The 21,305-nt window shown below is 38.4% G+C and carries 20 protein-coding genes; 15 read left to right on the plus strand and 5 right to left on the minus strand.

What is annotated here, in order from left to right:
- The first annotated feature begins 50 nt into the window (after nt 1-50).
- From SanaruYs_RS13640 to SanaruYs_RS13655, 4 genes are read left to right on the plus strand one after another with little or no spacing between them, the layout of a single operon-like run.
- On the plus strand, nt 51-608 hold the full coding sequence (locus SanaruYs_RS13640; RefSeq protein WP_127123140.1) for an RNA polymerase sigma factor: 558 nt from the start codon (nt 51-53) through the stop codon (nt 606-608).
- On the plus strand, nt 605-1,333 hold the full coding sequence (locus SanaruYs_RS13645; protein ID WP_127123141.1) for an energy transducer TonB: 729 nt from the start codon (nt 605-607) through the stop codon (nt 1,331-1,333). Before SanaruYs_RS13640 ends, SanaruYs_RS13645 begins: the two co-directional genes overlap by 4 nt.
- Before the next feature lie 5 nt (nt 1,334-1,338).
- Nucleotides 1,339-3,729, plus strand: a complete 2,391-nt coding sequence (locus SanaruYs_RS13650) for a T9SS type B sorting domain-containing protein (RefSeq protein ID WP_127123142.1) — start codon at nt 1,339-1,341, stop codon at nt 3,727-3,729.
- Nucleotides 3,726-5,291, plus strand: coding sequence for a PorP/SprF family type IX secretion system membrane protein (locus tag SanaruYs_RS13655; protein ID WP_127123143.1), 1,566 nt, complete (start codon nt 3,726-3,728; stop codon nt 5,289-5,291). The genes SanaruYs_RS13650 and SanaruYs_RS13655 overlap by 4 nt, the downstream gene beginning before the upstream one ends.
- Before the next feature lie 8 nt (nt 5,292-5,299).
- Here the strand turns inward: SanaruYs_RS13655 and SanaruYs_RS13660 are convergent, their stop codons facing one another.
- From SanaruYs_RS13660 to mazG, 4 genes are all read right to left on the minus strand, one after another.
- Complete coding sequence (locus tag SanaruYs_RS13660) at nt 5,300-6,244, minus strand: HipA domain-containing protein (RefSeq protein WP_127123144.1); 945 nt, start codon at nt 6,242-6,244, stop codon at nt 5,300-5,302.
- The gene (locus SanaruYs_RS13665) at nt 6,241-6,558 is read right to left on the minus strand and encodes a HipA N-terminal domain-containing protein (protein WP_127123145.1); all 318 of its coding nucleotides are present in this window, start codon (nt 6,556-6,558) and stop codon (nt 6,241-6,243) included. The genes SanaruYs_RS13660 and SanaruYs_RS13665 overlap by 4 nt, the downstream gene beginning before the upstream one ends.
- Before the next feature lie 4 nt (nt 6,559-6,562).
- Nucleotides 6,563-6,778: a helix-turn-helix transcriptional regulator gene (locus SanaruYs_RS13670; RefSeq protein ID WP_127123146.1), complete on the minus strand. Its 216-nt coding sequence runs from the start codon at nt 6,776-6,778 to the stop codon at nt 6,563-6,565.
- A gap of 103 nt (nt 6,779-6,881) precedes the next feature.
- Nucleotides 6,882-7,694: a nucleoside triphosphate pyrophosphohydrolase gene (mazG, locus tag SanaruYs_RS13675; protein ID WP_127123147.1), complete on the minus strand. Its 813-nt coding sequence runs from the start codon at nt 7,692-7,694 to the stop codon at nt 6,882-6,884.
- An 88-nt stretch (nt 7,695-7,782) separates the two neighbouring features.
- On the opposite strand from mazG, the gene SanaruYs_RS13680 reads away from it, so the two are divergent.
- The 4 genes from SanaruYs_RS13680 (at nt 7,783) to SanaruYs_RS13695 (ending at nt 13,243) form a co-directional block, all read left to right on the plus strand.
- Nucleotides 7,783-8,013, plus strand: a complete 231-nt coding sequence (locus tag SanaruYs_RS13680) for a hypothetical protein (protein ID WP_127123148.1) — start codon at nt 7,783-7,785, stop codon at nt 8,011-8,013.
- A gap of 181 nt (nt 8,014-8,194) precedes the next feature.
- The gene (gene glmM / locus SanaruYs_RS13685) at nt 8,195-9,583 is read left to right on the plus strand and encodes a phosphoglucosamine mutase (protein WP_127123149.1); all 1,389 of its coding nucleotides are present in this window, start codon (nt 8,195-8,197) and stop codon (nt 9,581-9,583) included.
- 23 nt (nt 9,584-9,606) lie between these two features.
- A complete protein-coding gene (locus tag SanaruYs_RS13690) occupies nt 9,607-10,746 on the plus strand; it encodes a cysteine desulfurase family protein (RefSeq protein WP_127123150.1) in 1,140 nt (379 codons plus the stop codon).
- A 145-nt stretch (nt 10,747-10,891) separates the two neighbouring features.
- On the plus strand, nt 10,892-13,243 hold the full coding sequence (locus SanaruYs_RS13695; protein ID WP_127123151.1) for an ABC transporter permease: 2,352 nt from the start codon (nt 10,892-10,894) through the stop codon (nt 13,241-13,243).
- Here the strand turns inward: SanaruYs_RS13695 and SanaruYs_RS13700 are convergent, their stop codons facing one another.
- Nucleotides 13,244-14,545, minus strand: a complete 1,302-nt coding sequence (locus tag SanaruYs_RS13700; RefSeq protein WP_127123152.1) for an acetyl-CoA hydrolase/transferase family protein — start codon at nt 14,543-14,545, stop codon at nt 13,244-13,246. It lies immediately after the preceding gene.
- 133 nt (nt 14,546-14,678) lie between these two features.
- On the opposite strand from SanaruYs_RS13700, the gene SanaruYs_RS13705 reads away from it, so the two are divergent.
- The 7 genes from SanaruYs_RS13705 (at nt 14,679) to SanaruYs_RS13735 (ending at nt 21,210) form a co-directional block, all read left to right on the plus strand.
- On the plus strand, nt 14,679-15,473 hold the full coding sequence (locus SanaruYs_RS13705; protein ID WP_127123153.1) for a Rossmann-like and DUF2520 domain-containing protein: 795 nt from the start codon (nt 14,679-14,681) through the stop codon (nt 15,471-15,473).
- 67 nt (nt 15,474-15,540) lie between these two features.
- On the plus strand, nt 15,541-16,209 hold the full coding sequence (locus SanaruYs_RS13710; RefSeq protein ID WP_127123154.1) for a DUF2975 domain-containing protein: 669 nt from the start codon (nt 15,541-15,543) through the stop codon (nt 16,207-16,209).
- A gap of 5 nt (nt 16,210-16,214) precedes the next feature.
- Complete coding sequence (locus SanaruYs_RS13715; protein ID WP_127123155.1) at nt 16,215-16,859, plus strand: DUF2975 domain-containing protein; 645 nt, start codon at nt 16,215-16,217, stop codon at nt 16,857-16,859.
- 2 nt (nt 16,860-16,861) lie between these two features.
- Nucleotides 16,862-17,068, plus strand: a complete 207-nt coding sequence (locus SanaruYs_RS13720) for a helix-turn-helix domain-containing protein (protein ID WP_127123156.1) — start codon at nt 16,862-16,864, stop codon at nt 17,066-17,068.
- Nucleotides 17,069-17,107: 39 nt separating this feature from the next.
- The gene (gene hemB, locus SanaruYs_RS13725; RefSeq protein ID WP_127123157.1) at nt 17,108-18,082 is read left to right on the plus strand and encodes a porphobilinogen synthase; all 975 of its coding nucleotides are present in this window, start codon (nt 17,108-17,110) and stop codon (nt 18,080-18,082) included.
- A 12-nt stretch (nt 18,083-18,094) separates the two neighbouring features.
- Nucleotides 18,095-20,050 carry a sensor histidine kinase gene (locus SanaruYs_RS13730; protein WP_127123158.1) on the plus strand — a complete coding sequence of 652 codons (1,956 nt, stop codon included), beginning with the start codon at nt 18,095-18,097 and terminating at the stop codon, nt 20,048-20,050.
- A gap of 17 nt (nt 20,051-20,067) precedes the next feature.
- A complete protein-coding gene (locus tag SanaruYs_RS13735) occupies nt 20,068-21,210 on the plus strand; it encodes a helix-turn-helix domain-containing protein (RefSeq protein WP_127123159.1) in 1,143 nt (380 codons plus the stop codon).
- Nucleotides 21,211-21,305 lie beyond the last annotated feature (95 nt).

A 21,305-nucleotide genomic window follows, 5' to 3' on the forward strand; every position in this document is an offset into this window, starting at 1 on the left:
GTAGCCTGTATCTTTTTCGCAATCTGCCGTTTTGGTTGTTGAATGCTTGTATGATACAGACTTCTAAAACACTTATAAATGAACCATACCTGATTGATCAGGCAAAGCTTAACGCAGAAGCATTTCGGCCGCTGTATGATCATTATTACAAAACCATTTTCTTATTTGTACTACATCGTGTTGGTGAAAAAGAACTATGTGCAGACCTCACTTCTCAGGTTTTCTTAAAAGCACTTCAAAACATAAAGCGTTATCAATATAAAGGGCTTCCATTTTCAGCATGGTTGTACCGTATTGCTATAAATGAAATAAACGATTTCTTTAGAAGTCAGGCAAAACAACGCTACGTGGCTATTGAAGAAGCACAATTACAAGCGCTGCATTCAGAATTAACTGAAGAATTTTCTTTAGAACATTTACAAGTTAGATTGGAAGAGTTGTTACAGAGATTGGAGCCCGATGAACTTCATCTACTAGAGTTGCGCTTTTTTGAAAGCAGACCATTTAAAGAGGTTGCAGCCATTTTAAACATTTCAGAAGTGTATGCCAAAGTAAAGACTTACCGTACACTTGAGAAACTTAAAAAATATTTTGTTGGAAAAGCATGAAAAATAAAGTAACGATAATGAATGAGCGTCAGAGAATAGCCGATGAAGAGATAGATCGCTTCAAGAATTTTGATGCTTTATTAAAAAAGTATCAGCACAGCACCACCTCAAGAACCAATACAGGCATAAACGGATTGAAGTGGATTGTTTCCATTTTAGGTTTTGTTATTATTGGATCATCAGTTATATACCTGACAATAGATAAGAAACAGGAAATAGTAAATGATGAGATGGTTAAGGTTGAGCCAGTTCCAGCGGAGAAGACAGACAATGGCATAGTAACAAAAAGTATTGCTGACAATGAGGTGAAGCAATCTGAAGCACAGCAAAAATTACCAACAGTTCAAACGCCAAAGCAAAAGCCTACTATAAAGAAGGAGACTGCGCTGCCAGCTCCAACACCTGTTTATGTTCAGGCGGAACCATTAGAGGGCTACGCTCATTTGTATGATTACTTCAATACAGAGCTTATTTACCCTGTTGCAGCGCTAAAAGATTCTATTCAGGGAGTTCTAACAGTAAGCTTTACAATTAATGAAGATGGGCTTCCGGAAAATTTACAATATGCAAATTCATTGGGAGAGGCATTTGAAGAAGAAGCTAAGCGACTGATCTTAAACATGCCAGCCTGGAAACCCGCAACATTAAATAATGAACCGGTATCAAGTCGGTTGTCATTGCCATTAACCTTTCAAATCCAATCCGTAAAAGAACAAACTAACTAAAACTTATGAGAACGTTAGTCATTTTAATAGCCTTACTGGCTTGTTTCCGAGCACACGGTCAGCGTTTTGAAGTAACACAAACTTTACCCTTACCGGATTCTATAAACTCAGCAGAAATAGATCATGCAGATTTTGATAATGATGGCTTGTTAGATCTAATCATCTTGGTTTCAACAGTAGAGGATTTACATTATATATTATTTGTCAAAGGGGATACAGTTGATGTGCCCGACATCATGGCTAATGCTATAGCAGTAAATGATTATATCAGCTATATGTTAGTCGATTATGATGATGATAACGATATTGACATAATTTTATTTGGATCAGCTACTCGCCTGCTGCGAAATTCTGGAAACTTCTTGTTTACAAAGGAAGAGATTAATCTTCCGACATTTACCAAGTCGGTGTTTGTTGACCTGAACAATAACGGAAACAAGGAGGTGATTGGAAGTACAATCATAGATGGGAAATCGCAATTAGTAATTTTTGAAAAACAACAAAACAACACTTGGCATGCGGTGGGGGATACACTAGCGATGGCTGTTGAGGCTATAGAGGTATTGGATAGTAATGCCGATGGTAACATGGATGTTTTTGTCAGTGGCCGACACAGTGTTGACTCCATATTCACTGGCTTTCTGCTTAATGAAGGTGCGTTTAAGTTAAGCGCAACAAGTGGTTACGAATGGCTTGGAAACTTGTCGTCAGGTGACTTGAATGGTGATGGGGTTTTTGACATCTCTTTTTCAGGTGTAAATAACCAAGGCAGCACTAACAATCGTATGCTACTAAGTAAAAATGGAGCCCATTTGGAGAAAGATAGTGTGTTACAATTAATAAACGCTCAAACTTTTATTGCGGATTTTAATTCAGATGGGAAAGCAGATATTCAGTTGTGGGGCGAATCTTTATCGGATGGTGTGCTTAACCTAATCCAAACAACCGAGGGTTATGATACAATTCAAAGCGACAATCTTCTTTTGCAGCGTTTTGCCGATATGGACAGAGATGGTGATCTCGATGTGATTCAATTAATTCAATCAACTTCTTTAGAAATAGTTATCCTTCGTAATAATTCAAGTATTAATGAGGGGCCGCAACCACCAGCAAATGGTTTAGGTATTCCGGTTTTCGATAGATTCTTTCTTTACTGGGACGAAGCGGTAGATGATCATACTATAACCCCATCTCTTACCTATGATGTAATGCTTGAGGGTTCTGGTGCGCAGCAAATGGGTGAGTTCGATTTATTGAATGAACGTAGATTAAAGGTGTCGCACGGCAATACAGGTACTCAAAATTTTAAGCTTTATAATAGCTTGCCTTCCATGCCTGTTTCATTTGCCATTCAGGCTATCGATAATTCATTTACTACTTTTTCTGGTGAAAATGGATTGTGCATAGGTTCAGGCTCTCTAATCTGTAATGAAATTCAAACTGAAAATTTACAGGTTTGTACGAATGAACAAGTAGCGATTGCCTCACCCCCACAATCACTTTGGTTTTCATTTGCAGAAGGATTTTTAGGTTTTAAAGATGGTTATAGCTTTGCAGCCGAAAAATCAGACACGTTGTTTTATTTTGATCCAACTGCTCCAGGCTGCGCAGCACTTAAAATTTTTGTGATAGAGATAAACAATACGACTAAGAAGGAATACTATACACGATATGCTTGCGAGAATGAAACAATAAAATTTGGTGTAGAGCATGATTGGGAGTTGGTTGCTTGGAGTAGTTTGTTAAAAGGAGATTTAGGGAGTCAGGATAGTATTGATTACGTGGTAACTACTACCGATAGTCTGTTTGTAACTATACAGAATGATAAAGGTTGTGCAATCTCAAGAAGGACAGCTATTCGCATAAGTAAACCTGTGCTCACAGTGAATGATGAAGAATTTATAATCTTAAAAGGACAAGAGGTGCAGTTAAATGTATCAGGTGCCGAAAGGTGGCTCTGGATACCTGCCGATCGATTGACTGACGCTTCTATTTCGAATCCTATTGCATCACCGATTGTAACAACAACTTATATTGTTACCGGATATGATTCCCTAGACTGTAGCGCTCAGGCACTAATAAAAATTACTGTTGAAAATACTGGATTTGTACCGAGCTTATTTACACCAAATAACGATGGTAAGAATGATGAGCTAAAACTCTATGGCTTAACTGCAATTCCTTCTTTTAAATTTTCCATTTATAATAGAGAGGGAAATCTTGTGTATGAAGTAAGCAATCCTATAGAAGCAACTCAACTTGGTTGGGATGGTACACGTAATGGAATTAAGCAACCTGCTGGTGTTTATTTTTGGAAAGTAACCGGATCTATGGCCTCTGGTGAAACTGTTAGACTTAATGGTAAAACAGAAGGATCAATTGTTTTGGTGCGATGAGGATACTGATTAAAAGTGTGTTAATTGTTTTGTTAAGTGGTCCTGGATATCTCGTGCAGGCACAATACTTTCAATTTAGTCAGTATAACTTTACAAAACAGCGTATTAATCCTGCACTAGTAGCCAATAGCGATTACGCCTCTGTAAGTTTGGATTTCCGACATCAACCAACCGCTGGAGGATTTAACCTAACCAGTAATTTTTTAGATGTCTCGTATCCTTTAATAGCCAGTAATGGCAAACGATGGTCTGGCTTTGGTTTATCCTTTATGGATGACCGTGCCGGGCAACAGGCACTTTTTCAAGCACAAGAAGCGGCACTTGCTTATGCCATCAATATTACACCAGCAAAAGGACAGACACTTTCGCTGGGAACAAAAGTTCTATATCAAAGTAAGCGACTTAACATGGATGAACTTTTTACAGGCGCTCAGTTTATACCGGATCGAGGTTTTGATGAATCTATTTTTAATGGCGAAGACAATACAGCTTTACGAACAAACTATGTTTCTTTTAATCTCGGTCTCCATTGGCAGCAAGTTGACCGAAGAGGTAGCACGATGTCTTATTTTGGCATATCTTTTTTTGATTTCAATAAACCTAATGATTCATTTCTTGAAGAAACGAATACATTGAATAGTACTGTAGTTGGTTCAGTTGGTGCTAATATTTATAAAAGGGGCAAACTAAGTGTTATGCCTGAAGTACTCTTTACAATTAATTCTAATACTGCACTTTTTAATATTGGAACAGTTACCCGTTACGATTTAACTACAAAATGGAGAGGTTTTAATGATCATTTGAATTTTATTACAAAGGTTGTTCCCGGGCGTTCTATAATAACCGGAATTCAATTTCAGCGAGAGACATTTGCGTTGGGTCTGAGTTATGATTTTCCTGCGGGTAAAGGTAATGTAGCAAATACTGGAGCAGTTGAAATAGGTTTGGAGTTGAAACGACTGGTAATACCCAAGGCCAGACGAAAATCTGCAAACAAGAAAACAAGTGAAAAAGCTTCGGCACCAAAGGCCACTACTTCAAAGCAAATTATGCCTGCTGCAATAACAAAAGACTCAACGGAACAGTCAACGATTAAAGCTGCCGTTGAAGAATCGGGTGATAGCAAGGTAGAAACAATGAGTACACGCTTAAAGCATAAGCAAGATTCTTTAGCAACATTGGCTCGAGCTGGCTCACTTAAACATGAGCCTTATGTAGTGGAGAAAACCACTTTGCATTTCAATTTTGAATTTAATAGTGCTGATCTGGATGATGAATCATCTCAATATTTAGGAGATTTAGCAGAGGCCTTAAAAGATAACCCTCAATTAAGAATAAAATTGGTTGGTCATACAGATAATGTAGGCTCTGATAAATTCAATTTGAAGCTCTCCATTTATCGTGCTGAAGTGATAAAAAGTTTCATCGTAGAGCAAGGCATAGCTGCTGATCGTATTTTGGCAGATGGTAAAGGTATGCGTGAGCCACTAAATGCAAATAAAAATGAAGCAGAAAGAGCTTTGAACAGAAGAGTGGAGCTAACGATTATGTACGAAGAGTAGGCTCTGGCTTAGAAAATTCTGGACCATCGACTCTCTAATAATTCAATGTATTTTATCTTCAGCTCCTCAGAAAGAAAGCTGACATTGACAAAATCTTTCCATACTGAAAGAAGTGTCTTGAATTTACTGATAGAATTTTCTCGCGATCGTATTGATATATTCAGTTTAGTGGCGGCCTCTTCGAAATCAGCTTTTTTAATTTTCTTTTTCTTCCCGTTAAGTGTCAATGCTAAGTCTTCATCATCTTCAGGCATGAGTAATTTTGTAGCAACGTGATCGTATGCAGGTGAAAGTGAATAACCTAAGCCCGGTACATTTAGTAATGAAAAATTCTTCAAATGCATATCCGCATTCCCAGTAAGGAAGCTAAACAGCACTTGTTCAAAAAAGTTGATTGTATCTAAACCAGGATTTTGTGAATGGCGTAAAATAGCTTCCCCAACTTGCTCATAAGACCCATGGTATTTATGTTCGGTTAGTCTTTCCGTCAACTGACACATATCCTCCATATGAAGTTTGTTTTTCTTATTGCGGTCAACTCTCTTTGTTAGATAAGCGAGGTTTCCTGAGGTTAGCCGAATTAAAGTATGCGGTACTGTAGCAATGCCGCTCAATTCAGCCAGGTGCATTGTTAAATCCTCTATTTCAGGCAGTGAATGAAATTTATCCGTAGGTGGTTTAAGTATATAGTTCCCCCACAATCCAACTATGGTAAATCGAGTAACTGCGTCTTTATGTTTCTTCTCAATATCAAGTGAAAGTTTAGGTTGAACACCTGTAAGCGCAAACTGGCTTCTAATAACTTTTTCAGCTAGTCCCTGTATTTCCCCCTCATCAAAAGCTAATTCAGGAACTACAACACTTCCAAATATTTTACGGGCACAAATCTTATGAAAAACTACTTCTTCATTAACAAGTGACTTATAGCAGTATAGACATCGTGATACGCTCATTCTTCTTCTATTATGCTTACAGCCCCGATGCAATCACGACAGCATGCTAAAAGTAAGCCCATACGATCTCGTGATTTTAACTTCCAATTTCTCTCCGCAATTTCAAGTAACCATCCTTCAGGGATCAGACCATCAAAAAATGCAAAAAGAGTTTTGCTGTGATAAGGGGTGCTTGTTATCGGTAAAGTCAGGCTAACGGGTAGACTATTTTGTTGAGCTAGATAATAGGTATCATAGGTGAATGTGTAGCCTTCTTCATTTTCAGTGAGAAGCCCCGCCAGTTCATTATGCATAAAAACTTTGGCTTTACGCATAGTATTAATCGGTTGATCTGTCTACACGTATTGGGCCTAATTCATGACCAAATAACTTTAAAACTTCATTCACCTTATCCATTCTCAATGTTGACTTCCCTTGTTCAATTTCTCGTATAAAGCGAAGTCCAACACCTGCTTTTGCGGCAAGCTCCGGTTGAGTGAGTCCCAAAACTTTGCGTTTTTTCTTTATAAATGCTGAAGTCTTATTAGTCTCCATTTTATACCTTATGAGGTATAAATATAGTGATTATCTATAATTTATACCTTATAAGGTATAATTGTAATAAATATAAGATAATTATACCTTAAAGGGTATAATTTTATAATTTTTTTGCCCTATTCCAGTACTCATCCATCTCATCCAAAGTCATTTCCCCCATTTTCTTACCGTCTTTGGCGGATTCTGTTTCCAGATACTGAAAGCGCTTAATGAATTTTTTATTAGTACGCTCCAATGCTTCCTCAGGGTCAATGTCAATAAAGCGTGCGTAGTTAACTAGGGAAAACAGTAAATCGCCAAACTCAGCCATAGCTTTTTCTTTGTTGATGGTTTCATTGGCAGCAGCATTAAATTCTTGCTTAAACTCCTGCATTTCCTCTTCAACCTTCTCCCACACTTGCTCTTTTTTCTCCCAATCAAAGCCCACCCCCCTGGCTTTGTCTTGTATACGAATGGCTTTTACCAATGCAGGTAGTGATTTAGGTACGCCCTCCAGCACAGATTTATTGCCACTTTTCAATTTAATTTTTTCCCAGTTGGCTTTTACAGTCGCCTCATCGTTGGCTATTACATCGCTGTAAATGTGCGGATGGCGCTCAATGAGTTTGTCACAAATGCTGTTAAGTACATCAGCTATATCAAACTTATTTTGCTCAGAGGCAATGCGCGCGTAAAACACATTGTGTAGCATTAAATCACCCAGTTCTTTTTTTACTTCAGTCAGGTCTCCTTCAAGAATGGCGTCTGAAAGTTCGTAGGTTTCCTCTATGGTTAAATGCCTTAGACTTTCTAGTGTTTGCTTCTTGTCCCAGGGGCAGTTTTCACGTAGCTCATTCATGACGGTGAGCAGGCGATCAAAAGCCTTAAGTTTTTCTTCGCGATTGATGTCTGGAGCTGAATAAGGTTTTTTCATAATAGATAAACTAATTGAATAAGGCTTTGGTTGTATCTTTGCAACAGCTGTAAAATTCGTTATTCAAGTTTCGTAAACCGCTATTATCATGACTGTTTTTCTGCTTACACTTGGAGTTTTTGCACTCTTTTTCGCATTAATGTCGGTGCGATTGATTTTTTTGAAGAATGGCGAGTTTCGCGGAACCTGTGCTTCGCAAAGCCCTTGGTTAAATAAAGAGGGTGTACAATGCGGATTTTGTGGTAAAACCGTTAATGAGGGCGATGCCTGTGCCAGCCCTTCGGGCCCTCCTGTAGAGATGCCCAAGATCGGGAAGTAGTATTTTCTTTGAGCCTAGAGCGTTCAAAATCGACAATGAGCAATGGATAATATTTGTATTCCCGGGAACTGTAAGTTTGTCAATTGAACCTTGTCAACTACTCTTACTATATCAATTCTAAATACTACATTCTAACTCCTATATTCTTTTTACTTTTACACACATTTTTAACTGACTTTCTGTGACGCTCATCAAATCGATTTCCGGTATCAGGGGTACCATTGGTGGTAAACCTGGTGACAATTTAACACCTATTGACGCAGTAAAATTTGCAGCTGCTTTTGGCACCTGGGTAAAATCGCGCAATGGTAAAAAAGTAGTCATTGGTCGCGATGCACGTATTTCCGGTGAGATGATCAGTACTTTGGTAACGTCCACCCTGCAAGGTTTAGGGTTAGATGTTATCGATCTTGGATTATCAACAACACCAACGGTAGAGATTGCAGTGCCGTTAGAGAAAGCAGGTGGTGGAATTATTTTAACAGCCAGTCACAATCCCGCTCAGTGGAATGCTTTAAAATTATTGAATGAAAATGGTGAATTTATATCAGGTGATGATGGAGCGGAAGTATTGAAACTGGCAGAACAGGAAGCCTTTGATTTTGCAGAAGTAACCAAGCTTGGGAAATACACACAGAACGACACCTACATCAAAAAACACATTGCTCTGATTTTGAAAAATAAATTAGTAGATGTTAAGGCCATTCAAAATGCAAAATTTAAAATAGCGGTTGATGCTGTTAACTCAACTGGTGGCATTGCAGTACCATTATTATTGAAAGCCTTAGGTGTAAAGAAGATTGTAGGTATGTATACCGAACCCAATGGTAAATTCCCACACAACCCAGAACCCCTTCCTGAAAACATAAAAGCAATTTGTAAAAAAGTAAAAGCTGAGAAATGTCACTTAGGTATTATTGTTGATCCGGACGTAGACCGTCTGGCTTTGGTGCAGGAAGATGGAAAACCGTTTGGCGAAGAATACACCCTGGTAGCAGTGGCTGACTATATATTAAGCAAACGTAAAGGCAATACAGTTTCTAATTTATCTTCTACGCGTGCTTTGCGCGATGTGACTGAAAAACGTGGAGGCACTTACAAAGCTGCTGCTGTGGGAGAAGTAAACGTGGTAACAGCCATGAAGGAAACCAAAGCAGTGATTGGTGGTGAAGGTAATGGCGGGGTAATTTTTGGGGAGCTTCATTATGGAAGAGATGCCTTGATGGGTATTGCTTTATTCTTAACACATTTGGCTAAGTCAAAGATGAAGGCTTCCGAACTTCGCAAGACGTATCCGGCCTACTTTATTTCTAAAAATAAAATTGAGTTAACACCTCAAATTAATGTAGATAAAGTACTGGAAGAGGTGAAGAAAAAATACGCTACTGAAAAAGTGAATACCATTGACGGTGTTAAAATTGATTTTGAAGCGGAGAAAGAATGGGTGCACTTGCGCAAGAGTAATACCGAACCTATTATTCGCATTTATGCAGAATCGCAGAATGAGAAAAAGGCAGATGCTTTAGCACAACGTATTATTGACGATATTAAGCGTATCGCCAATTTATAATTTGAAATATTGATTTTTAGAACATGAGAATATATCTCGACAACGCTGCAACTACCGCCCTCGATCCTGAAGTATTTGAGGCCATGAAGCCTTTTATGCTGGAGGATTTCGGTAATCCGTCATCCACACATGCTCACGGCAGAAAAGTAAGAGCCGCGATTGAATCGAGCCGAAAGAAAATTGCAGAGCTTTTGAATTGCACGCCTGGCGAAATCATCTTCACCTCTGGAGGCACTGAAGCAGACAATGCTTTAATTGTAAGTGGTGCACAAACGTATGGCATCAAACACGCTATCTCTACTCCTATAGAACACCACGCAGTTACGCATACGTTAGAAATTTTAGCTAAGAAGGGAATCGTTCAGTTACACCATGTGCAGTTAGATGAAAAGGGTCACGTAGACCTTGCACATCTGGAAGAACTATTGAAACAACATCCGAAGCCCTTGATCTCGCTTATGCATGCCAATAATGAAATTGGTAATCTCCTTGACTTGAAGCGTGTAGGCGAAATGGCAAAGGAGTACAAAGCTTTCTTCCATTCTGATACCGTGCAAACCATGGGGCATTATGCACACAATATGAAAGAGTTGCATGTTTGTGGCCTGACTGCTGCTGCTCATAAGTTTCATGGCCCAAAAGGCGTAGGCTTCATGTATATTCAGAAGGATCATAAGATCGAACAGTTTATCCATGGCGGTGCTCAAGAGCGCAATATGCGTGGAGGTACGGAAAATGTTTATGGCATAATCGGTATCGCGAAGGCATTGGAAATAGCTTACCGTGAAATGCACGAGCACCAACAGTACATTACAAAACTGAAGTCGCGCATGATTGAAAAATTGAAGGCGAATATTCCTGGCGTATTATTTAATGGTGACTCAGATAATCTGAATAAGAGTTTATACACTGTATTGAACGTGAGCCTACCAGAATCAGATGAAAATGATATGCTGCTTTTCAATCTAGATCTGCAGGGTATTTCAGCTTCAGGAGGCAGTGCCTGTTCAAGCGGTGCCACAACAGGCTCCCATGTTTTGGGGGCTCTTTATCCAAATTCAAAGCGCGCTGCCATTCGTTTCTCTTTTAGTAAATTCAATACAGAAGAGCATATTGACACAGCTGTTGAAAAGCTCGCGTCATTCATTAACGTAGCCGTGTAAAACGTCCGCATTCGGGCGAAGATGTTCGGAAGTGGAGCAACAGCCCATATAAAAGAATTCATTTTTTACGATTTTCGCCTCTATACCAACTTGGATAGTATTGGCGCTATTCTTGACTATTGACAAAGAATAAATTTGCTAACCTATGTTTCGAAACTACCTATTTGTTGCTTTCAGAAATTTTTTACGACAAGGATTTTTCTCTTTCCTAAATGTAGGTGGTTTGGCTGCTGGTTTGGCATGTACATTCTTAATCTATCTGTGGGTAATGGACGAGCTGAATAAGGATAAATTTCACACAGAGGTTGATCGAGTTTACCATGTAGCAACAAACATATATAATTCAGAGGGTACTATCACCTGGCAAGACACACCAGGTCCACTTGCCGAAGAAATCCGAAATAATATTCCTGAAGTAGAACACGTTGCACATCTAGCAAATGATGGTCCGCGTCTTATCCAATATAATGACACAAATTTTTTACCAGCAGGTTACTTTACAGACCCATCATTTTTTCAGATCTTCAGCTTTAGCGTACTGAAGGGCAATAAATCCAATCCATTGCCAAACCCAAGTTCTATTGTGCTTACAGCAAGCTTAGCAAGAAAAATTTTTGGTGATGTAGATCCTATAGGCAAATCATTAAAATTACGCTCTGAAAATGATGTTGTAGTAACAGCTGTCATAGATGATATAACTGATCAGTCTAGCTTGACTTTTGATTTCGTGGCTCATTTTGACATACATAAAAAATATAGAGAACAACAATGGGGGAATAGTGATTACAACACTTTCATTAAGTTCAAAGATGGCTTTAACGCATCAGAAGCACAAACAAAGATCAATAAACACATTGCCAAAGTTTTAGCTTTAACTGAAGAAGAGCAGGCCCGGTTTAAGTACTACCTTCAGCCTTTTGCAGATCGTTATTTATACTCCTCTTTCGAAAATGGATTTCCTGTAAGTGGCAGAATAAAATACGTAAAAATATTTACGGTGGTAGCTATTTTCATCTTATTGATTGCTTGTGTAAACTTCATGAACATGGCAACTGCCCGAGCTGTTGTACGCCATAAAGAAATTGGTGTGCGCAAAGTAATTGGAGCACAGCGGTGGACGCTAATGTTTCAATTCCTGATTGAGTCAATAATGGTCTCTGCGCTTGCCATGCTTGCAGCTTTGTTTCTGGTAGAAATACTATTACCTTTTTTTAACACACTAGTGGTTAAGAAACTTACGATTCACTATACTCAATGGGATTTCCTGCTTCCAATTCTTGGTATAATACTGACAACAGGAATCCTGGCGGGATTATACCCTGCGTTTATACTATCGAGGGTAAATCCGGTGCGTGTATTAAAAGGAGTTTCGGGCTCTGCTTCACAAGGATTAATACTAAGAAGGGCACTTGTAGTATTTCAATTTGTTATTTCTGTGGTGTTAATAGTTAGTTCACTTGTTGTATACAAACAAATAGATTTTATACAATCGAAAGATTTAGGATATGACAGAGAGAATGTTTTAGTAATACCCGCCAGAGGTGTCCGCAATTATGATTTGTTTAAAAACCAGCTCAGTACAATCTCTGGTATCACGCATATAAGTACAGCCGGAGAAAGTATTATTCAGATTAATAACCAGAACGATTCATTTTGGTGGGAAGGTAAAGAGGAGAATAGAGAATTGTATGTTCGGACGCTTACAGTAGGCTATGACTTCGTTGAAACAATGGGCTTTACCTTACTTGAGGGCAGATCATTTTCTGAAGCATTGAACGATACAACCAATGTTATTATTAATCAAAAAATGGCTGCTCTTATGGGTGCTAAAAACCCTGTTGGACTTAGTACAATACAATGGGGCTTGAAAGGAAAAATAATAGGTGTTGTAGGAGACTTTCACAGCCGCTCCCTCACTGAGGATATGGAACCGATCATTTTATTGTGTTATCCCAACTGGACCAGCAGATTTTATGTACGCATACAACCTGACAAAACAAATGAAGCATTAGCCGGGATTGAAAACATCTGGAAGAAGACCAGCCCCGCATATCCTTTCGAATATACTTTTTTGGATAGTCATTATGAACGACTTTACAGAGAGGAGCAGGTAATTGGTAAGTTGGCCTTAGGCTTCACTTTCATGGCAGTACTTATTTCAGGGCTTGGCTTATTGGGACTGGCGGCTTATTCAACAGAACGAAGAAAGAAAGAAATCAGTGTTCGTAAAGTTCTGGGCGCTACTGTATCAAGCTTGATTACTTTGATAAGTAAAGAGTTTCTGCTACTGGCTCTTACAGCACTGTGTATTGGATGCCCGTTAGCATACTATTTTATGACCATGTTCCTGCAGGGATATGCCTACCACACAACTATGGGTTATCTGGTATTTATCTTAACAGGAGGCGGACTATTGACTTTAACGCTATTAATTATTCTCTTCCAGGTAACACGATCAGCTGTTGCTAATCCAACCAATAACCTGCGAAGCGAATAATCAACTCACACGGTATTGGTTACTACCAAAGCGAGCAATAATTTCTTTCTCTAGCATTTCCTGATTAGCAGGATGGGCAATCTTCATCAACTCCAGTGCACGTTGATGAAGATTTTTTCCATATAAATAAGCAACGCCATATTCTGTTACAACATAATGGACGTGAGCTCTTGTTGAAACTACGCCTGCACCTGTTTTTAGATGAGGAACAATTTTAGATTCACCTTTTTTGGTAGCAGAACATAGTGCAATAATCGGTTTACCATTTTCAGATAATGAAGCGCCACGAATAAAATCCATTTGTCCGCCTACACCAGAGAATTGGTAAGTACCAATTGAGTCTGCACAAACTTGCCCCGTTAAATCTATTTCAATAGCACTGTTGATGGCCACTACATTTGGGTTGGCACGTATAACACGCGTATCGTTTACGTAGTCAGCTTCTAAAAAGGCAAAACTTGGGTTATCATCTATAAAGTGATAAAGCTTATCAGTACCAATGGCAAATGCTGCTACAGTTTTTCCTCTGTGTTTCTTTTTATAAGCGTTTGTAATAACACCAGATTTAACAAGATCAATAACACCATCTGAAAACATTTCAGTATGTATTCCAATATCTTTGCAATGTGTTAACGATTGTAATACTGCATCAGGAATGGCGCCTATGCCTAGTTGTAATGTAGAACGATCATCCACTAATTCTGCAATCTTAGTTCCGATAATTTTTTCGGATTCAGCTATACGATCGCTGTACCTGACCTGCGGCAGTACATCATTACACTCCACCATAGCGGCAAACTGATTGATATGAACAATTCCATCGCCCAAAGTCCTTGGCATATTAGGATTTATCTGTGCGATAATTTTTTTCGCGTGTTTAACTGCAGATTTGGCAACGTCTACTGAGGTACCCAATGAGCAATAGCCATGCTTGTCGGGTAGCGATACGTGTATCATCGCCACATCAATTGGTAGAATACCTTTTTCAAAGAGTTTTGAGATCTCACTCAAAAAAATCGGGATGTATTCCCCATTTTCCCCATTCACAGCTCCACGAATATTCTCAGAAACAAAAAGTGAATTGAAGTAAAAGCGGTCTTTAAACTGAGGTTTGGCAATTTCCAGTTCGCCAAGCGTGCTCACTGCAATAATTTCGACTTGTCTTAAATGATCGCAATTTAAAGCAAGTGCTTTTAACAAGCATTGTGGTGTAGCAGCACTGCCATGCACAAACACACGGTCGCCAGATTGAATATGTTTTACAGCTTCGGCTGCAGAGACGTAAGGAAGTGTGTTATTCATAGTTTTCAATTTACGCACGAAAGATAACGGCAACAATTAAATGTTAAGCTTGACTTTAATCAGTCACAGACATGCTTTAAAACAAGCAATCGATTGTGTAGCGCAATTTGTTACTGAAATTGTATTTTTAAGCATGCAATCAACAACTTCAGTCTCTTTTGTAGGTTCTGGTAATCTGGCCTGGCATTTGGCTCCCGCTTTAGATAACGCAGGTTACACTGTACGCGAAGTATATAGCCGATCTAAAAAGAATGCTTTAGCCTTGGTAAACAAATTGTATCAGGCAGAGGTAAAAGATGACCTTGACTTTTCTGATAGCGAAGCCAGTATTTTTATTTTGGCCGTAACCGATGATGCATTACCTGAAGTATTGCAGCAAATTGTCCTGCCGGATAATGCCATTCTAGTGCACACCTCAGGTAGTCAGCCCTTACTTATCTTGTCGACTGCCGCTACCTTGAACACTGGCGTGTTTTATCCACTGCAAACCTTCACTAAACAAAAAAAGGTCGACTTTTCAGAAATACCATTGTTCATCGAATGTATGAACCTTGAGGTGGAGAAAATTCTTTTAAAAATGGCTAAGGCTATCAGTAAAAAAGTATTGGCTATTGATTCATCGAAAAGAATGGCGCTGCACGTATCGGCAGTTTTCGCTTCTAATTTCACAAACCACATGCTCACCATTTCAAAATCAATAATGGATATAAGTGCGCTTCCTTATGAGTGGCTAAAGCCTTTGATTAGCGAAACTATTAATAAATCATTTGCATTAGGACCAGAAGCTGCCCAAACAGGGCCGGCAGTACGTGGAGATCTGGAAACCCTCGACCGACACATGGCTTTACTCCAAGAAGATGAAGAAATTGCTGAATTGTATCAGCTTATTAGTCAGCATATTATAGACAGCCACGATCCGGAGGATTGATTTTAAATAAATATTTATTGATAATCAATAAATATTTATTTTAATTCGTGTCATAATTTTTTGTGATATGAAAACACTCAGTTATAAAGCACTGCGCCTGATTATAAATGTTTCGCTCATTTTATATGTTTTAGGCGGGACTTTTATGGCAATCTTCCTGATTGGTAAAGGCATGGATGAAGACTCAACCACCTTTCGAGTTGGTCTTCCTGATAGAGCTTATTACACGCTAAATCAAGAGGTAGGTGTAGTGCAAGCAAAGTCGTCAGAGATAAAAGAACAAGTGCTTGTTACAAATAAAGTTGCTATTGAGTTTAAAACGGCAAGTACATATATTAAAACAGTTTTCCTGTCGTATGGAGTCTCTTCCTTTTTTTATTCGTTAATTATTTTTCTGTTCATACGTGCTTTTGTTAACTCACTAAGAGACCAAAGTGTTTTTACCGTTCAGAATGTAAAACGATTACGGATTATCGGCATTCTTTTGCTTTTGGCAGCTCCTTTAAACGCTCTGCAGGACTATTTTATGCGTTCTTTAGTTGAAGATTATTTTACTCACAGCATTTTTAATCTTGATGGTGGTATTGCAGGGCGTTTAGGCCTTTGGCTAGGTTCAAGCACTGCCAATGGAACTTTTGTTTCGTCATGGATAATTGCAGGCTTAATTATTATGGTGATTGCTGAGGTTTTTAAACAAGGACTTCAAATAAAAGAAGAACAAGACTTAACGATTTAAATTGTATGAAGATTGTAAGAAAATTGAAAGTAACACCTTTACTTTTTGTTGTTGTAAAATTTCTTTTATTATCAAATTTGGTTGCTTTTTCATTGATTTTTGTGCTTATTCTTGGCTCAATAATGATCGATGGTTTTAAAACTAACTTCAGTACCAAACCATTATCTGTATCAGTTGCATTGATAGCTTATCCGAAAGACACAATTAATATTGGCGCAGCAGATAAATATGTTTTTTTGAGAAGTAACACTGGTGAGGCGGAGCTTAAATTGCCATTTACTGCCCAACTTGCTGTACCACTATCATTCCTCCCTATATTTAATTTTTCACCTTTGAATTTATTTTTCTATATAATCACATATTTTAATCTTTTTCTTGTCCTTCATAATATTTCAAAAGAGAAACCATTTTTAGAGGGCAATAAAAAGCGATTAAAATGGCTGGGGGGATCTTATGTTGCATGGGGCGCAGCACTATTTTTTACTAATGCTTTAATTGACAAAACGGTTCGAGAAGTCTCAGAGAATCATTTACGGTTTGATGGTCATTTCTTAAATAATTATATTCAAGTAGGTTTGGTAATATTCATTATTGCTATGGTTTACGCCAGAGGTATTGAAATGGAAAAAGAAGCCGCTTTAACAATCTAACCATGCCAATCATTGTAAACCTCGATGTTATGTTGGCCAAACGTAAAATGCAATCGAAAGAATTGGCTGAGAAAATAGATTTGTCTCTTGCTAACCTGTCGATTTTAAAAACGGGTAAAGCAAAAGCTATACGTTTTTCAACGTTAGAAGCCATTTGCAAAGAGCTGGATTGCCAACCAGGTGATATATTGGAATTTCAACAAGATTGATTTTCATTCACTATTTTTGTCCTATTATTCAACTCGTGCATGCTTAACATACAACGTCCTCGAAGAAATCGTAAAAGTGCTGCCATCCGTGCTTTGGTAGAAGAAACTAAAGTTACAACGGACGACCTGTTGTTTCCTTTGTTTCTGATTGACGGTGTAAATCAAAAAGTAGAAGTAACCTCAATGCCGAATATCTATAGGTATTCGCTTGATTTAATGCTTAAGGAGATAGAGGCATGCCTGAAATTAGGTGTAAAAGCATTCGATGTATTTCCTGCTGTTGAAGACTCATTTAAAGATAAAACTGCTACTAAAAGCTACGATGCTAACTTTTTTTATTTACGGGCTTTGCGCGAAATAAAAAAACAATTTCCGGAAGCGTGTATCATGACAGATGTGGCAATGGATCCTTACAGTAGCGATGGTCATGATGGCTTAGTAAAGGATGGGAAAATTCTGAATGACGAAACGCTTGAAATTTTAGGCAAGATGGCACTTGCACAAGCAGAGACGGGAATTGATATTGTAGGCCCATCTGATATGATGGATGGAAGAGTTGGTTATATACGTGAAGTGTTAGACGCAAATGGATTTACGGATGTATCTATTATGAGCTATACAGCTAAGTATGCCAGCGCTTTTTATAATCCCTTCAGAGATGCCCTTGATTCTGCTCCAAAGTTTGGAGATAAGAAAACGTATCAAATGAATCCGGCTAATAAGAGTGAAGCATTAATTGAAGCCGAACTCGATTTTATGGAAGGAGCAGATTTTTTAATGGTGAAACCTGCACTCGCATACCTGGATATTATTCAGTTGCTTAAACAAAATTTTAATCTGCCCATTGCTGCATACAATGTAAGTGGTGAGTACGCGATGGTAAAAGCAGCCGCTCAAAAGGGTTGGTTGGATGGTGACCGCGTGATGAAGGAGACCCTTCTGAGTATGAAGCGTGCGGGCGCAGATATAATTTTAACATATTTTGCTAAGGAGTTTGCCCAACAAGTGAAGTAATAATTTTTTTGAATGCGTTACCTGACCCTGTTAATCGCACTCTGTTTCAGTAGTTCTCTTGAAGCACAACGCCTAACCCTACCCCCATCAGGTAGCCTGGAGGTTAAAGGTCAGCTATTTCATTTGGTAGATAGTACCAATGAAATCACCTTTGATAGCATTAGAACAAAAAAATTCGAAGCTATTACTACCGGGGAAGCACCCAATTTTGGTTTTGATAGAAATACGCATTGGTTTAAGCTTGATGTTAACAATACAACTGACAGGGACGAATTTCTTTTAGAAATAGCTTATTCTGTTATTGATTCAATTGATTTCTTTTTTGAGAAAAATGGTAAATGGCATCAGCATATTGCTGGAGACATGCTGCCTATCTCTTCACGCGCAATAGCGCACCGACACCCAACCTTTGAGTTCTCACTTCAGTCACAACAACAAACAACGATATACCTCAGGGTAAAAACGATTTCTTCAGTACAGGTACCCGTGTTTTTATGGCATCGCGATGATTTCTTCGCCACCACATTCCACATGCAAATGATTAACGGTTTGTTTTTTGGTGCCGTGCTAATCATGATGCTGTATCAGTTTTTTTTGTATTTATCCACTCGCGACAAACTTGCACTTTATTATGCCATTGCACTTATCACGATGGCCAATATTGTTTCGCTCTTTCAAGGGTATGGTTTCCTTTACTTATATCCTGAAAAACCTTTTCTTAACGATTGGTTTGCCATGTTTAGCGGCCCGGCTCTAGTTACAGCTACTACTATCTTAACAAGAGCATTTCTTAACCTCAGAAAGATAAGCCGAAACCTCGATAATCTACTGCTCAGCATCATGATCATGAATCTCTTTGCTGCTCTGCTCATGGTTATTTTCTTCCGACAGCTATCTTATGGTATTCACCATGTTTTTATAATAATACATTGTATAGTTGAATTGATTAGTGCTGCGTACTGTCTCTATAAGAAATATAGACCAGCACGATTTTATTTAATTGCCTGGTTTGCCATTCTATCAGCCACAGTTCTTTTTACATTAAGTAATCTGGGTATAGTACCAGGATATTTTAGCACAAACTATAGCGGTTTAATGATAGGATTTATTTTGCAAATGCTCTTCATTTCATTTGCCTTGGGCGATCGCATTAACTTATTAGAAAAGGAATACAAACGTTCAAAAGAATTAGAGAACGAAAGACTTGAGAACGAGGTGCAAATCAGGACAGAAGAAATTCAGCAGAAGAGTGAAAGGTTGGAAGAGGTAAATCGTGTAAAAGATAAATTATTCTCAGTAGTTTCTCATGATATAAAAGGGCCGTTAGGTTCTTTGCAGTTGGCACTGGCATTAGTAAAATCAGGAACAGTTAGTCAGGAGGAATTTAAAAAAATATCAGCTTCACTTGAAGTACGTTTTAATGAGACTACTGAATTTGTAGAAAACCTTTTACAATGGGCTACACTTCAATTAAAAGGAAACGTTTTCGACCCTAAACCTGTAGACCTATCAGCAATTGCCAGAGAAACTATACGCCTACTCGAACCTGAGTTAGCGATGAAGCAAATTCAATTGATAATGGAATTGCAAAGTTTATTGCAAGTGCATACTGATTTAAATATGATGCGATCGGTGTTGCGCAATTTACTGACCAATGCCATTAAGTTTACGGATGCAGGAGGTGTTATTAGTTTGCGTTCAGCAGAAGCCTCTGAAAAGGAAATTGTCTTTTCAGTGGCTGATAATGGAACAGGTATTCCGGAGGAAAACCGAGAAAAACTTTTTACACTAGGTACAATCTCAACGCAAGGCACCGAGGCTGAGAAGGGAACCGGTCTGGGTTTAATGCTATGCCGCGAGTTTATCGAGAAAAGTGGAGGCCGCATCTGGTTCGAGTCTGCAAAAGGCAAAGGAACTACCTTCTTTTTCACCTTACCCATCTATCAGAGTGATAAACTATCTGCTTAAGTATTATCTTAGCAGCCATGCCATACCGCATTGATTTATTCGCCATCTTCATTTTTTTGGGCATAGTACAGGCACTATTTCTCTCTGTATTCTTTTTCTCTAAAGAAAACAGACGACAGCTCTTCAACCTGTTTCAAGGTCTCTTTCTCTTGTCAGTAGCTTGTTGTCTGCTCGAAGTTTTTTTAATGTACAGCGGCTATATTAAACATGTTTTGTTTCTGGTTGATTTCTCAGAACCAATGGCTCTACTCCTAGGGCCCTTCTTCTACTTATTCGTAATGGCATTAAAATACAGAAGTGTACCGCGTAAAATTATTTTTTTGCATTCGCTCTTTCCTATTATTTATACACTTGCACTTATACCATTTTTAATTGCACCCAACGATGTTAAGTATAATGCCTGGATGGTGGCTTATCATCCGGGCATGCCTTTACTGGATTGGAATTTATCCTACGATCCGTGGATGTTTAAGTTAACCGAATGGCATACTGGTTTAGTACTCATAAGTCTTCTGATATATTTGACGTTATCAGGAGTTGAAATAATAAAATCTTTCAGAGAAAAGAACAGCAACTTCTGGAAGCCGGAAACCTATACATTACGTGTAATGCGCGATGGTGTGCTTCAAATTGTCACACTTGCTTTATCCATAGTACTTGTTAAAATTTTCAATAAGAATGATACTGGTGATCACCTATCTGCTGCGTATGGAGCCATACTGGTGTACGCAACAAGCTTCCTCGTAATAAAGCATTCGAACTTTTTCCGCCAGATACCTATTACAGAAGATAGAAAGTATAAAGGCTCAAGTATTGAACCAGTTGTCGCAGTTCAGCTAACAACTTTACTAAAACAGATTATGCATGAGCAAAAGCCTTATTTAAAAATGAGTTTTAGTTTACCCTTACTGGCACAATTATGTAAGTCAAATGTTCACCATGTCTCACAAGTGATCAATGAAAGTTTTAATAAAAGTTTTTTTGAATGGGTAGCTGACTACAGAATTGAAGAAGCCAAAAGGCTTTTGAAAGATCAGGCACATTTGAAAATTGAAGAGATTGCCGAACAGGTTGGTTATAGTGCCAAGTCCTCTTTTAACACTGCCTTTAAAAGGATCACGGGCATCACACCCTCTGAATTTAGAAACGAAGCTAAATAACTGATATGCAAACTGAGATGTCCTCAACGTAGCTATTTCTAAAAAGATGCAAACACGTAACATTATTTTTTGTGGCGTAGTATTCTGCAACAAAA

The sequence above is a fragment of the Chryseotalea sanaruensis genome, assembly GCF_003990915.1.
Classification (GTDB): domain Bacteria; phylum Bacteroidota; class Bacteroidia; order Cytophagales; family Cyclobacteriaceae; genus Chryseotalea; species Chryseotalea sanaruensis.